The sequence below is a fragment of the Skermania piniformis genome, assembly GCF_019285775.1.
Lineage (GTDB): Bacteria > Actinomycetota > Actinomycetes > Mycobacteriales > Mycobacteriaceae > Skermania > Skermania pinensis.
The window spans coordinates 1,803,660-1,816,867 of sequence record NZ_CP079105.1 but is presented as its reverse complement, the minus strand read 5'-3'; the positions used below and the strand labels follow the sequence as shown (position 1 = coordinate 1,816,867).

At 68.7% G+C, this 13,208-nt stretch carries 12 protein-coding genes; 6 read left to right on the top strand and 6 right to left on the bottom strand.

The features are described from left to right. Positions 1 to 98: 98 nt before the first annotated feature. Together KV203_RS08415 and KV203_RS08410 are read left to right on the top strand one after the other, a co-directional pair. Complete coding sequence (locus KV203_RS08415; protein WP_169797469.1) at positions 99 to 1,586, top strand: serine/threonine-protein kinase; 1,488 nt, start codon at positions 99 to 101, stop codon at positions 1,584 to 1,586. Continuing rightward, complete coding sequence (locus tag KV203_RS08410) at positions 1,583 to 2,515, top strand: hypothetical protein (RefSeq protein ID WP_066467895.1); 933 nt, start codon at positions 1,583 to 1,585, stop codon at positions 2,513 to 2,515. Before KV203_RS08415 ends, KV203_RS08410 begins: the two co-directional genes overlap by 4 nt. Here the strand turns inward: KV203_RS08410 and KV203_RS08405 are convergent, their stop codons facing one another. The 3 genes from KV203_RS08405 to KV203_RS08395 are packed head-to-tail and all read right to left on the bottom strand — an operon-like array spanning position 2,516 to position 5,063. Beyond that, positions 2,516 to 3,574, bottom strand: a complete 1,059-nt coding sequence (locus KV203_RS08405) for an NAD(P)H-dependent amine dehydrogenase family protein (RefSeq protein ID WP_066468250.1) — start codon at positions 3,572 to 3,574, stop codon at positions 2,516 to 2,518. Between the two features lie 8 nt (positions 3,575 to 3,582). Then, positions 3,583 to 3,771 (bottom strand): ferredoxin, encoded by a 189-nt coding sequence (locus KV203_RS08400; protein WP_066467894.1) that lies wholly within the window; start codon positions 3,769 to 3,771, stop codon positions 3,583 to 3,585. After that, positions 3,768 to 5,063: a cytochrome P450 gene (locus tag KV203_RS08395; RefSeq protein ID WP_066467893.1), complete on the bottom strand. Its 1,296-nt coding sequence runs from the start codon at positions 5,061 to 5,063 to the stop codon at positions 3,768 to 3,770. Before KV203_RS08395 ends, KV203_RS08400 begins: the two co-directional genes overlap by 4 nt. Before the next feature lie 143 nt (positions 5,064 to 5,206). On the opposite strand from KV203_RS08395, the gene KV203_RS08390 reads away from it, so the two are divergent. Further along, a complete protein-coding gene (locus tag KV203_RS08390; protein ID WP_066467892.1) occupies positions 5,207 to 6,349 on the top strand; it encodes an acyl-CoA dehydrogenase family protein in 1,143 nt (380 codons plus the stop codon). Then, positions 6,346 to 7,575, top strand: coding sequence for an acyl-CoA dehydrogenase family protein (locus KV203_RS08385; RefSeq protein ID WP_066467891.1), 1,230 nt, complete (start codon positions 6,346 to 6,348; stop codon positions 7,573 to 7,575). The genes KV203_RS08390 and KV203_RS08385 overlap by 4 nt, the downstream gene beginning before the upstream one ends. A 93-nt stretch (positions 7,576 to 7,668) precedes the next feature. Here KV203_RS08385 and KV203_RS08380 read toward each other — a convergent pair whose 3' ends face one another. The 3 genes from KV203_RS08380 to KV203_RS08370 are packed head-to-tail and all read right to left on the bottom strand — an operon-like array spanning position 7,669 to position 10,840. Further along, entirely contained in the window at positions 7,669 to 8,433 is a 765-nt protein-coding gene (locus KV203_RS08380) for an enoyl-CoA hydratase/isomerase family protein (protein WP_066467890.1), read from the bottom strand. Next, positions 8,433 to 9,686 carry an acetyl-CoA hydrolase/transferase family protein gene (locus KV203_RS08375; protein ID WP_066467888.1) on the bottom strand — a complete coding sequence of 418 codons (1,254 nt, stop codon included), beginning with the start codon at positions 9,684 to 9,686 and terminating at the stop codon, positions 8,433 to 8,435. The genes KV203_RS08380 and KV203_RS08375 overlap by 1 nt, the downstream gene beginning before the upstream one ends. Beyond that, entirely contained in the window at positions 9,683 to 10,840 is a 1,158-nt protein-coding gene (locus tag KV203_RS08370; RefSeq protein ID WP_066467887.1) for a CaiB/BaiF CoA transferase family protein, read from the bottom strand. The genes KV203_RS08375 and KV203_RS08370 overlap by 4 nt, the downstream gene beginning before the upstream one ends. Before the next feature lie 69 nt (positions 10,841 to 10,909). Here KV203_RS08370 and KV203_RS08365 point away from each other — a divergent pair, with 69 nt between their 5' ends. Beyond that, positions 10,910 to 12,397, top strand: coding sequence for a class I adenylate-forming enzyme family protein (locus tag KV203_RS08365; RefSeq protein ID WP_066467886.1), 1,488 nt, complete (start codon positions 10,910 to 10,912; stop codon positions 12,395 to 12,397). Next, positions 12,394 to 13,155 (top strand): SDR family NAD(P)-dependent oxidoreductase, encoded by a 762-nt coding sequence (locus KV203_RS08360; RefSeq protein WP_066467885.1) that lies wholly within the window; start codon positions 12,394 to 12,396, stop codon positions 13,153 to 13,155. The genes KV203_RS08365 and KV203_RS08360 overlap by 4 nt, the downstream gene beginning before the upstream one ends. Positions 13,156 to 13,208 lie beyond the last annotated feature (53 nt).

The window sequence follows — 13,208 nt, the reverse complement described above, 5'->3', positions numbered from 1 at the left end:
GCATCGAGGGCTCGATACCGTCGCCTGCACCCGCGTCGAGCCCGGAAGATTTTCATCGGAAGAATCTTCCACCCACACTGGTGGACCGGGGATACCGGATGCGCCGCCTCCTCGGCGGCGGGGCCGAGGCCTCGGTGTGGCTGTGCACCGATGCCGTCGGCAACGAGCTTGCCGTCAAGTTGTATCGCCACGCGCCGAGGTACCGCATCGGATTCGATTCCACAAAGTACCGCCAGCACTTCACAATCGACTGTGCGGTGCAGGTTTACGAACGCGGCGAGGATCACGGCTTCCACTACGAGGTGATGGAGTACTGCCGACCCGGAACACTCGCGGACCTCGCCGGCCGCCACGGCGACGCGGTCTCCGATGAACTGGCCGGGCGGATCGTGGGCCGGCTCGCCGCAGCGGTGCGCGGGGTACAGGGAACACCCCCACGACTGGTCCACGGTGACATCAAGCCAGCCAATATCCTGGTTCGCCGTGAATCGCCGCTCGACCTGGTCCTGGCCGATTTCGGTCTCACCGTCGATCTGGGGCAGCGGTCGTCGTTGAGCAACTTCGGCCAGGGCACCACCGCCTACAACGCGCCGGAACTGTTGCGCAGCAAAGGCCCGGCGGCCGACTGGTGGAGCGTCGGCATGGTGCTCTACACCCTGTTGGTCGGACGCGCCTATTTCCAACGCGATGACGGAACCTGGATGGACGACGACCTCATCGAGCGAGAGCACATCTCCCGCGAGGTGTCGCTGGAGGCCATCGACCGGCTGGCGTTCCCGGCCGATCGCCGCAAGCGCTGGCGACTCCTGCTGACGGGCTTGCTGACCCGCAACCCGGACGACCGGTGGGGTGCCGGCCAGGTCGCCGAGTGGACGGCGGGACGGACCCCGCCCGTTGCCCGGCCGGCGGTCGCGCAGCCGGCCGGCCCGGGACAACCTCCGCGTCCGCCGGTCACGTTCGCCGTACCCGGGGTCGGCGAATTCGACGATCCGACCGAACTCGGTCGTGCCATGGCAGCACACCCGACCGAAACAGCGCGGGCACTCGCCGGCCGGGGCGCGAAGAAGTTGATCACCTGGCTGACCGACGAAGTGAAGACCGGGGTCGGCTACTCCGACTTCAGGACACATCGAAACCACTGGGGACCCGACGAACAGGCCACGTACTTCATCGCACAGCTTGCGCCCGACGAATCGCTCAGCTATCGCGGATGCCTGCTGACCACTCCGGCGGACCTGCGCAACCTGGCCCACGCCGCCGATCCCGCCACGATCGACGCATTGCTCCGTGCCGAGCTGATCGGTGCGATCGCCGACTCGTCGGGCCGTGCGAAGTACCGGATGATCGACGCGACGTGGCACGATCTGACCGCTCGCACCACCGAACTCGCGGATCAGCGCGCCATCCCGATGTCCGACGTGATCCGGATCCAGATCATCCGGCGGGCGCTGCTTCTCGCTGCGGGTGACGAAACGATGAGCAGCCATTACGTACGGGACGTCCGCGAGCGACTCGGGCGCCCCGAAAACACGATCGCTCGCCAGACGAACTGGTTCGCCCAACTCTGCACGGACGCCGAGCTGTGACGGAGTCGGCCGAACGGCTGAGCCTCGTACTGCTCGCGGACGTCTCATTCGATGCGGCAGCAGATCAGGCACGGCAGACGCGGCAGGCCGCCGATGAGCGCCGGCAGAATCAGGAACGCGCAGCCGCAGAGCAGCGGCAAAACGATCTGCGCGCTGCGGGACGACGGCGCACCCGCAACGACTGGCCCGCACTCCAGTTGCTCGGCGCAGCGGCAGTGACCGTGCTCGTGCCCTATCTGGTCGGGCACTTCCTCATGCGCCGAACCCCGCTGCTGGCAGACGACCCTGCTGTCTTCGAGCCCCGGGTGCGCGGACTGCTCGACCACTTCGTCCCCGACTATCTCGGCGGCCTCCTCGCGCTCACCGTGCCGGTGGCGCTCTTTCTGGTGGTCCGACCGTGGGCATATCGGCAGCGAACGGCCGTCATCGGTGCGGTCCTGCTCGCGGCGAGCCTGTTCGTCCTGCTCCCGATGGCGAGCGAAAGATGGAAGGCAGCCGAGGCCGCCTCGGCGGTGAAGCTACGCGAGACGTCGTTTCCGTACGCGGACAACTACTTCAACTGTGCCAGCTGGACACTCGGCGCGGAGAACGGCCGGCACCAGAGCGAGCTCTGGCAGGTCCACCTCGGTCAATCACTCGGCACGCCGGGCACGGCCTGCAATCGGGTCGATGTGTACCGGGGTTGGCAGTTCGTGGGCAAGTTCGAGCTGGACGGCGAGGAAGGCTTCACCGAGGCGGTAACGGTCACGACCCCGGACTGGACCGAGGCCTACCACGCGACCTCGTCCGGTGACATCTACTCGACGGCGGCCGACGGCCGACGGGTGCCGCTCAATCCCATTACCACCACCATCGCGCTCGGCACCACCGCCGGACGAGACCTGAATTTCACCCTGGACGGCGCCGCCACCGGCGGGTTCTGGTTCTGATCAGACCGACCCTCCCTGCCGGTCCCGCAGCCACAGCCCGGCCGGCGCGCGTGGCAGCCCGACGTCGGCCAACGTGAGGATGCCGGGCGGCGCGGCGGCGACATCACCGACCGCGCTGACCGCAGGCATCGCGGTCATCGTGTCCCATTCGTGGTTGCCCCAGCTCTCCGGCGGGACGAAGCGGATCCGGGTCCGCACCTCGGGTTCGCCACGAATGATCACCTGGTAGTGGTCGTCGTCGAAGGTCCAGCCGCCGTTGAGCTTCTTGGTCAGATACCAGGCGATGTGCTGTTGCAGGACGGTTCGGCCGGCCACGTTCCCGTCCCATCGGGCCCGCAACGCCCCGATCGTGCCCTGCTCGAGCCGGAGCCAACCGAGATCGACCGTCTCGCTCACCGTCTGATGCTCGAGGAACAACTGCATCTCGTCCAGCTCGTAACCCAGCGCCACCGCCATCCGCTCGACGGAGTCGCGGAACGTGCTCAACCAGAGCTTCGCCACCTCGAGCACCGCCGGCGGCGCTTCGGGCAGCGCGAAGCCGAGCGCTTGCCAGGTCTCCGCCGACTGGTAGACCGACACATCCGCCGACTCGGCGATCGACACGCATTGCACGTCGCGGCACACCGCGGTCATCGCCGTCACCATGGTGTTGATCCAGCCCGGGTTGATCCCGGTGACGTAGAGCGAACTGCCGCCGGCGGCACAGGCCGCGGCGAGCGCATCCTTCGTGTCGCCCCGGATCCCGCCGACATTGAGAAACAGGTTGGTGCTGATCACATCGAGTCCGGCACCGAGCAGGCGGGTCACGTGGTCGAGATCCGCCATGAACGGGGTGTAGAGAACCGTGTCGGCATCCAGCGCGAGCAACGCGTCGATATCGGCGGTGGCCGACACCCCGGTTTCGGGACGGCCGCACAGCGTCCCGGCGTCGACGCCGACCTTGTCCGCCGAGTAGGCGTAGACACCGGCCAGCTCCAGTCGCGGATCGTCGAGAATGCCGCGCAGGCTGAGCTTTCCCACCTTGCCGGTGGTCCACTGGATCACCCGGAACGTGCGCATCACCGCACTCACTCCACCACGACGATGGCCTGCTCCGGGCAGGCCGCGACCGCCTCGCGCACATCCGGCACCAGCTCGTCCGGTATCGGATCGCTGATCGCGTCGGCATACCCGTCGGGATTCAGTGTGAATACCTCGAAACAGCTCAGGCATGCACCGTGGCCACGGCAACGGTCGGTGTCGATCGTGACCTTCATCGATCGCTCTCCACCACATCCACTTCCAGGTGCAGCGCGGTCATGCCCCGCAGGATGAACGTGGGCAGGTAGTTGTAGTGCCGTTCGCCCGCCGGGCCGTGCACCGATTCGTCGATCCGGATGTCCGTGGTCCGGGCCAGCAGCCGTTCCAGTGCGATGCGCGCCTCGGCGCGGGCCAGCGGCGACCCGGGGCAGGTGTGCACCCCACGGCCGAAGGCCAAGTGCTGGCGGGCATTCGAGCGGGCCGGATCGAACGAGTCGGGGTTCTCGAAGCGACGCGGATCGCGGTTGGCGGCACCGTTGATCACCATGAGCACCGTGCCGACCGGCACGTCCGTGCCGCCCACCGTGGTGGTCTGCTTGGCCAGCCGGAAGTCACCCTTGATCGGGCTCTCCGTGCGCAGCGACTCCTCGATGAAGTTCTGGATCCGGGTCGGGTCCTCGCGCAGGTATCGCTGCAGCTCGGGTTGCTCGGCGATCACCCGCAGCGCCGAACTCAGCAACCGGACCGTGGTCTCCTGACCGGCGGAGAAGATGTTCGCCGCGACCCGGACCACATCGATCACCTCGGGCTGCGCGCCCCCGGGGAAGGTCGCGGAGGCCATCGTGGTGAGCACGTCGGCGCGCGGGTTCTTCCGCCGATCGTCGACGTAGTCGGCGAACCGTCCGTACAGGAACTCCATCGGGTTGTGCGACATGCCCTCCTCACCCTTGGTGCTGCCCACGGCTTCGTCCCGGTGCGGATCGCGCTGCAGCGTGAACAGGAACTCTTCCTGGTCCTCCGCCGGCACGCCGAGCAGATCGGCGATCACGTAGAGGGTGAAGGGACCGGCGAAATCACGGATGCAGTCGCCTCCGCCGGCGCTCAGGTAGCGGTCGAGCATCCGTTCGGCGATGTCCCACATCGCCTCCTCGTTCTCCTTCAACCGCTTCGGCGTGATCAGCCGCATCAGCAGCGCCCGGTGATCGGTGTGCATCGGGGGGTCCATGGTGGGCAGCTGGTCGCTCATCGGCAGGCTGTCCCGGTGTTCGGCGATCAACGCGTCCACATCGCTGGTTTCGTCCAGCGGCACCGGGAACCCGGGGAACGGCCCGGTCACCGAGATACACGAGGAGAACCGTTCGACGTCGTTGTAGACCTCGAGCGCTTCGTCGTATCCGGTCACCATCATCACGTCGTGGTGATCTTCCCGGGTCACCGGGCACTTGCTCCGCAACTCGTCGAAGTACGGGTACGGATCGGCCAGCAATTCCTGCCCGAGAAAGAAGTCCGGATCCTGCAACTTGGCCATCGCGCGACGGTCCCTTCGACGTTCGACCGGGATGGGCCGAGCTCCGCCATCACCGGTGACTTTCCGTGATTGAGAATAAGGCTCTCACATATGAGTATGAAATTTCCAGACAATCTGCCACCGTCGATCGCGAGGTCCGCCCGATGCCCGAGGATGCCACCGCCGACCAGCGGTTCTTCCGTGCCACCACGCGGGATTTCCTCGCCGACACGATGCCCGTCACGACCGTTCGTGAACTCGCCGAAGCCGACGCCGGGTTCGACCGCGACTGGTGGCGGCGCGGTGCGGAACTCGGCTGGACCGCGATGCTGGTGCCGGAGGACCTCGGCGGTGGTTCGGTCTCCGGTCATCCGATGACCGAACTGGCCATCGTCGCCGAAGAACTCGGCCGGGCCACGGCGCCCGGTCCGTTCGTCGTGACCAGCGCGGTGCTCGCCGGACTCGCCACATCCGAGGCGCGGTTCGCCGACACCGTCGCGACGATCCTCACCGGTGCCACGGTGGCAACCTGGGCGATCTACGAGCCCGGCGACGGCTTCGGCGCACTCGGCGGCACAGCCGAGCCGCGGGTCCGGGCGGTGCCCGACGGCGACGGTTACCGACTGGACGGACTCAAGGACCGGGTCGAGGCCGCCGACCAGGCCGATCTGCTGCTGGTCACCGCAGCCGGCGCCGACGGCTGCGTGCAGCTGCTGGTGCCGGTCGACACCCCCGGTGTCACGGTGCAGCCCACCTGGACCCTCGACCTGACTCGACGCACCGCACAAGTCGGTTTCGACGACGTCCGACTCGACTCGGCGGCCGTCGTACACACCGGCGCCGCAGCCACGTCGGCGATCCGCACGCAGGCGCGCACCGCGGCACTACTCACCGCCGCCGAATCCACCGGAGCCGCCGGCGTGGCATTGGACCGCACGCTGAGCTGGCTGTTCGACCGATACACCTTCGGCCGGCCGCTGGCGTCCTATCAGGCGCTCAAGCACCGGATGGCCGACAACAAGACCTGGCTGGAGGCGTGCCGTGCGACATCCTTTGCCGCCGCGGCACTGTGGGACGCCGGAGCGGCGGACCCGGACGAGGCGGTCAGCGTAGCCAAGTCGTATGTCGGAGCGAAGGCCCCCGCGATCGCACAGGACTGCGTGCAGTTACACGGCGGTATCGGGGTCACCTGGGAGCACGACCTCCATCTCTACCTGCGGCGGATAACTCTCGGCCGAGCCTTGTACGGCACCCCCGAGGAACACCGCCGGCATCTCACCGATCTACTGGAGCGGAGTGCAGCGTGAACGACGTGGACACGATCGCGGAGTTCCGCGTCCGAGCGCGCACCTGGCTGCGGGAGAACCTGCCGGCCGCACCGTCGACCGAGATGAAGTCCGATTCGATCGAGGCATGGGAGCGCGCTCGGCACGTGCAACGGACGCTGTTCGACGGCGGCTTCGCCGGACTCTGTTTTCCGGTCGAGTACGGCGGTCGAGGGCTGACTCTGCAGCACCAACTCGCATTCAACGAGGAGTCGTTGCCCTACGAGATGCCCCTGCTGCTCAACGTGCCGACGTTGGCGATCTGCGCGGCCAGCCTGCTCGACCTCGGCACCGAGGAGCAGAAGCGAGCCCACCTACCTGCGGTGCTGCGCGGCGACGAGCTACTGGTGCAGTTCCTCTCCGAACCACGCAGCGGTTCGGACCTGGCCGGGTTGACCACCCGGGCCGAGCTCGACGGCGACCGCTGGATTCTCAACGGCACGAAGATCTGGAGCTCCGGCGCCTACGCCGCCGACTACGGTCTGTGCCTTGCCCGTACCGACTGGGGCGTGCCGAAACATCAGGGACTCACCATGTTCGTCGTCCCGGTGCACGCCGAGGGCGTGACGGTGAACCGGATCAAACAGGTGACCGGCTCGACCGAGTTCTGCGAAGAGTTCTTCGACGACGTGGTGCTACCCGCCGACGCGGTGCTCGGCGAGGTCGGCGGCGGCTGGGCGGCCGCCTCGCGCTTGCTGTTCCACGAACGCGGGGCGCTCGGTGGTACCTCGCCCTACACCAGCGGGGCCAAACCGCATCTGGGTGGCGAGGCCGACAAGTTGTTGCGACTGGCACGGGCGACCGGGCAACTGGCCGACCCGCGGGTGCGTGAGGACGTCGGCGAGGCCCGGGCGATGAACCTGGTCCGCGACCAGCTCATCGACCATGTGACCGAGGCGATCCGATCGGGGGCATTGCCGCCGACGGCAGGGGCAATCACCCGGCTGTTCTCGGCGGAGAACGCGTGGCTGCAGTCCGACACCGCGGTCCGGATCTGCGGTTCCCATGCCGCCACCCACGCCCCCGGCGATACCGCCGACACCGAGACGGTGGGGCTCGACTACTTGTTCCGAGCCGCGTGGAGTCTCGCCGGCGGCAGCACCGAGATGGCCCGCAACGTGATTGCCGAACGAGTCCTCGGCATGCCGCGGGAATACGCCGCCGACCGGGATGTCCCGTTCAACCAGGTCAAGCACGGGCGGAGCTGAGTAGCAGTCGCCGAACGGGCTCTGATGGCGGCATCGCCCGAGAGCCGAACGCCATCAGAGCCCGCTCGGTGTACCCAGTTCGACCGATCAGCCTCACGCCCCGGCCCAATGTGGCGGCCGCTTCTCCGCGAAGGCCCGCGGTCCCTCCTGCGCATCATCGCTCTCGTAACAGGGCACGGCGGCGTGCCGCGCGGCCTGTAGCGCGGCCGAGCGGCCCATCTCGGTGGCGAGCATGACGATCTCCCGCGCCGCCTGCACCGACAGCGGCGCGCCGACAAGGATCTGGCGGGCCAGATCCATTGCGGTGGCGAGGAGTTGCTCCGGCTCGGCAAGCCGATTCACCAGCCCGATCTCGTACGCCCGCTGCGCGTCGATCGGCTTCCCGGTCAGCAGGATCTCCATCATGATCCGCTGGGGAATCATGTGGATCAACGGCGACGCCCACGGCGAACTGCGGCCCACCTTCACCTCGGTCACCGCGAACGTCGCAGTGGTCGAGGCGACGCAGAGGTCGCAGGCCTGTGCGATCATCCATCCCCCGGCGAAGGCCGCGCCGTGTACCGCGGCAATGGTCGGCTTGGTCAGCTCGACGGTGTCGTAGGGCACCGGGAACATGTGGCGTGGGGGCACCCGCATCCCGGTGGCGACCATCTCCTTCAGATCCCCGCCGGCGCAGAACGTGCCTCCGGCGCCGGTGAGGATAGCCACCCGCAGCGCCGGGTCGCGCTCGAACCGGTCCCATGCCGCGAACAACCCCGCCCGAACCTCACCGGACAAGCAGTTGCGGGTATCCGGCCGGTTCAGCGTGATCACCGCGATCCCATCCGGTCGCGCGTCGAACATCACCGCGTCGCTCATCAGAATCCTCTCTGTTCGATTGCGCGGGCAGCCTGCTCCAGGCCGTCGCGGAAGTCGGGGTGCGATATGGCGGTCAACCGTCGCGCACGTTCGGCCAGGGTGCAGCCGGCAAGTCGGGCGGCACCGTACTCGGTGACGATCACGTCCACCTCGCTGCGTGCGGTGGTGACCGGCCCGGACAATCCCGGGGTGATCCGGGAGACGGTGCCGCCCTTGGCAGTCGATGGCGCGACAATGATCGCGTGCCCGCCGGGTGAGCGGGCGCCCGCTCGGACGAAGTCGACCTGCCCGCCGGTTCCGCCGAGGTAGGCGGTACCGCTCTGTTCCGCGTTGACCTGCCCGGTGAGATCGACCTCGACGGCCGCGTTGACGGTGACCAGACGACTGAGCCGAGCCAACACCGCCGGGTCGTGGGTGTGGTCGGTGGTGCACATCCGGATGGCCGGGTTCCGGTCGGCGAACCGGTACAGCCGCTCGGTCCCGATCAGCGCACCGGTCACCGAGACACCGGTGTCGATCTCCTTGCGCGCGTTGGTGATCACCCCCGACTCGACCAGATCGACCAGACCGTCACCGATCATGCCGGAGTGCACACCCAGGTCGGCGCGATCGCGCAGCAGGCGCAGCACCGCATCCGGTACCGCGCCGATCCCGGTCTGCAGCACCGACCCGTCCTCGACGAACTCGGCGACATGACGCGCGATCGCCTCGTCCACCGGGGTGATCGTGGCCGGCTGCACCCGCACCGGATCCCGCGCGACCGGCACGACGTGGTCGATGGCGCGGGTGTCGATCCGCTCACCGCAGGAGCGGGGCACCCGCTCGTTCACTTCGGCGACCACCACCCGGGCGGCCCGAACTGCGGCGAGCACATGATCGCTGATCAAGCCGAGGCTGTGCGTGCCGTCCGGCTCGGCCGGCGCCACCTGGATGAACGCGACATCGCACGGCATCTCGCCCGAGCTGATCATCGGCCCGACCCGACTCACATGACACGGCACGACACTCAGCCGATGCGCCTTCGTCAGACCGCGCAGGGCGCCGATCGCACCCATGCTCGCCACCCGGATACCGTCCACTGCGGCCGGCGTCAGCAGGCCGGAGAAGCTCGTCGCGATGAACAGCGACAGGTCCGGAATATCGCCGGCCTGCGCGATCAGCGCCTCGATCAGGGTGGTGGGCTCACCGCAGGCCTGGCCGGCCACGATTCGGTCGCCGGGGCGCAGGATCGGGCGCAGATCGACGGCGGTCACCGGTCGGCACCGTCCGGCGCAGGCAATCGGCCGAGCACCTCGTCGGTGTCGGCGCCGAGGCGCGGCGCCGGACCGGCGATCCGGCCGGGGGTGCGCGAGAACCAGGTCGGCGGGCCCGGGAAACGCAGCGGGCCGTGCGGCGACTCCACGGTCTGGAAGAACCCGGACGCGGCCAACTGCTCGTTCTCGAACAGATCGTCCAGCGACCGCACCGGCGACGCCGGGATCTGCAACTCGCGCAACAGTTTCAACCATTCGTCGGTGGTCCGTTCGGCGAACGTATCGCTGAGCCGGGCGTAGACCTCGTCGATCCGGGCAGCTCGTCGAGCGAGCGTGGCGAGCTCCGGACCGGCCCAGGCCGGTTGCACCGCACCGACGAACGCCGACCATTGCTTGTCGTTGTAGACCAGCGCCGCGAGGTAGCCGTCGGCGGTTCGATACGGCCTGCGGTTCGGGGTCAACGCACGTGGGTAGCCCGCCGGCCCGAGCGGTGGGTCGAACAGCATGCCGTTGGCGTGCTCGACGAGCATGAAGGCCGCCATCGTCTCGAACATCGCCACCTCCACCTCCTGGCCCTCGCCCGTGCGCTCCCGATGGAACAGGGCCATCGTGGTGGCGTAGACCGCGGTCATCCCGGCGATCTTGTCGGCGACGATGCTGCCCACGTAGCCCGGTGTGCCGGTCAACATCTGCTGTGCGGCCGGGATCCCGCAGTCGGCCTGCACCGTGTCGTCGTAGGCCGGCCGGTCGGCATCCGGCCCGCGGCGGCTGTAGCCGTAACAGTTGGTGTAGACGATGCCCGGATTCAGCGCAGCGACCTCGGCATAGCCGAAACCGAGCCGGGCGATGGCCGCACCGCGCATCGAGTGGACGAACACGTCGGCATCGGCGATCAGCGCGCGCAGTGCGGCAGCCCCGTCGGGGCGACGCAGATCGAGCACCACGCTGCGCTTTCCACGATTGACGTTGACGAAGACGCCGCTCATTCCGGGCTCGGGTCCGACGGAGATGTAGCGGGTGTCGTCGCCACCCGGCGGTTCCACCTTGATCACGTCCGCTCCCATATCGGCCATGATCTGTGTGCAGTAGGGGCCCATCACCATCGCCGTCAGATCGACGACTCGCACCCCCGACAGCGGACCTGTGTGCTCCATCCCGTCCTCGTTTCGCCGCATCGCGCCCAACTAGTGAATCTTTATAAGGATAGTGGTATCTATGAAGCTGTGGACACGTTCGGCTCCGGTGGCGGCACCGTCGCGACGGTGCTGGACGCCGCGCTGGCTGCGGATCCCCATTCCCCCGCCCTGGTAGCCGCGTCCGGCACCTGGAGCTACCGCGATCTGGACGAACAGGCCGCACGTGCCGCGGGCGCGCTGTGGTCGCTCGGCGTGCGTCCGGGCGATCGGGTGCTGGCCTGCCTGCCCAATGATCTGACCATCGTGGCCGCGTTCCACGGCGCACAACGGATCGGCGCCATCTGGGCCGGCATCGGCGAGGCGCTGACCGCGGCGGAGCAGCAACACCTGCACGACCTGTGCGCTCCCGCCGCCGTGCTGGCCGGGCCGCACTGGTCCGCCGACTCGCCCGTCGCCGTCCCGCCGGACCGCTGGTCCGCACTGGTGGCCGCCGCGGAAGCGGCACCGGCAGTGCCACTCGATATCGACGCCCCGGCCGGGATCGGTTTCACCAGCGGCACTTCGGGACGTCCGAAGGCGGTGGTGCACAGTCAGCGCAACCTGCTGTTGCCCGGTGCGGTGCTGGCCGCGACCCGGGGGTGGGGCCCGGACCTGCGCAAGGGCGACAGCTTCCCGATGACCATCCTGAACCTGCTCGTACTGTCCACGCTCACCACGGCCCGGGCCGGTGGCTGCGCGATCGTGATGGACCGGCGTGACGTCGACGGCGTCGCCGAATGGATCGCCGCGCACCGGGTGACCGTGTGGAACGGCGCCCCGGCCCAGCTCTACGACCTGGCCCGCAGGCCGGGCGCCGACCTGTCGTCGTTGCGGGAAGTGTGGAGCGGCGGCAGCGACACCCCCGACCCGGTACGGACGGCGTTTGCGGCCGCGCACGGCATCGTGCCGCGGGCGACCTACGGGTTGAGCGAGGCGCCGACGGTGGTTGCGATCGACCGGCCCGGCACCGATTGGACCACCGGATCCAGCGGATATGTACTCCCCCAGTTCGATGTTGCCGCCTACGCCGACGACGGCGAGCGACTCTCCCCCGGGTCGCTCGGCGAACTCCGCCTCGCCGCTGCCGGCGACGGACCGTGGGCGCGGCGGTGGCGACCCACGCTGGGCTATTGGGCCGACGGCGCCGTCCGTCCGCCGGCGGCCGGACCGTTCCCGACCGGCGATATCGGCACCGTCGATGTCGCCGGCCGCCTCTCGATACTGGACCGTAGGAAGATGGTCATCATCCGAGGCGGCGCGAACGTCTATCCGTTGGAGGTCGAGCGAGTGTTGAGCACCCACCCCGACGTCACTCGGGTGGCCGTCTGTCCGGTGCCCGACGAGCGACTCGGTCAGCGGGTGGCCGCAGTGGTCGAAGGCACGGCCGAGTTCGGCGACCTGGCGGCGCTCGGCCGTCGCGAGCTGGCGGGGTACAAGGTGCCTGAGGCGTGGGCGCGGGTGGACGCGCTACCGGTGAACGCGATGGGCAAGGTGGACCGCACCCGGCTCCCGGCGCTGGTCGCGGAGCAGCGATGAGCAGTCCGTTACGACTGTTCGAGCTGACCGACCGCGTGGCGGTGGTGACCGGCGCATCGTCCGGCCTGGGCGCAGCGGTCGCCGCGTCCCTGGCCGAGCTCGGCGCGCGAGTCGCGCTGGTCGCCCGTCGCGCCGATCGCCTCGGCGCGCTCGCCGACCGCACCGGCGGCATCGCCGTGCCCTGCGACCTGGCCGATCCGGATCAGCTCGACACGGTGGTGCCGGCCGTCGTCGAGCAACTCGGGCCGCCGGTGATCCTGATCAACGGGGCCGGTAACCGGCTGACCACGGCACGCGCCGAGGACGAGACGGCCGAGAGCGTCCGACAGACCCTGCAGCTGAACCTTGTGGCACCGTTTCGCCTGGCCCAGGCAGTGTTCCCGCACATGCAGCAGACCGGCGGATCGATCGTCAACGTGTCCTCGATCAGCGGCCGGGTCGGGGTGCCGGGCATCCCGCAAGCTTCCTACGCGGCCAGCAAGGCCGGATTGTCCGGATTGACCGCCGAGTTGGCCGTGCAGTGGGCACGACATTCGATCCGGGTGAACACGGTGGCGCCCGGCTTCTTCCGCAGCGAGATCACCGACAGTTTGTACGACAGCGATCGGGGTGCGGAGTATCTGCGGCGAAATACCCCACTGCCCGTCGAAGCCTCCGCCGAGGACGTGGTCGGGGCGATCACCTGGCTGGCCGGCGACGCCGCTCGTTACGTGACCGGCCAAACCGTCGTCGTCGACGGCGGCTGGACGGCCCGATGAGACACCGACTCGCCGAACGGGCTCTGGTGGCGGCAAACGCCAAGAGCCGAACA

What these genes read in the sequence shown, in the direction of transcription:
- KV203_RS08415 (WP_169797469.1), top strand. Translation starts at nt 99, where the DNA reads ATGCGCCGCCTCCTCGGCGGCGGGGCCGAGGCCTCGGTGTGGCTGTGC.
- KV203_RS08405 (WP_066468250.1), bottom strand. Translation starts at nt 3,574, where the DNA reads ATGCGCACGTTCCGGGTGATCCAGTGGACCACCGGCAAGGTGGGAAAG.
- KV203_RS08400 (WP_066467894.1), bottom strand. Translation starts at nt 3,771, where the DNA reads ATGAAGGTCACGATCGACACCGACCGTTGCCGTGGCCACGGTGCATGC.
- KV203_RS08395 (WP_066467893.1), bottom strand. Translation starts at nt 5,063, where the DNA reads ATGGCCAAGTTGCAGGATCCGGACTTCTTTCTCGGGCAGGAATTGCTG.
- KV203_RS08390 (WP_066467892.1), top strand. Translation starts at nt 5,207, where the DNA reads ATGCCCGAGGATGCCACCGCCGACCAGCGGTTCTTCCGTGCCACCACG.
- KV203_RS08380 (WP_066467890.1), bottom strand. Translation starts at nt 8,433, where the DNA reads ATGAGCGACGCGGTGATGTTCGACGCGCGACCGGATGGGATCGCGGTG.
- KV203_RS08370 (WP_066467887.1), bottom strand. Translation starts at nt 10,840, where the DNA reads ATGGAGCACACAGGTCCGCTGTCGGGGGTGCGAGTCGTCGATCTGACG.
- KV203_RS08360 (WP_066467885.1), top strand. Translation starts at nt 12,394, where the DNA reads ATGAGCAGTCCGTTACGACTGTTCGAGCTGACCGACCGCGTGGCGGTG.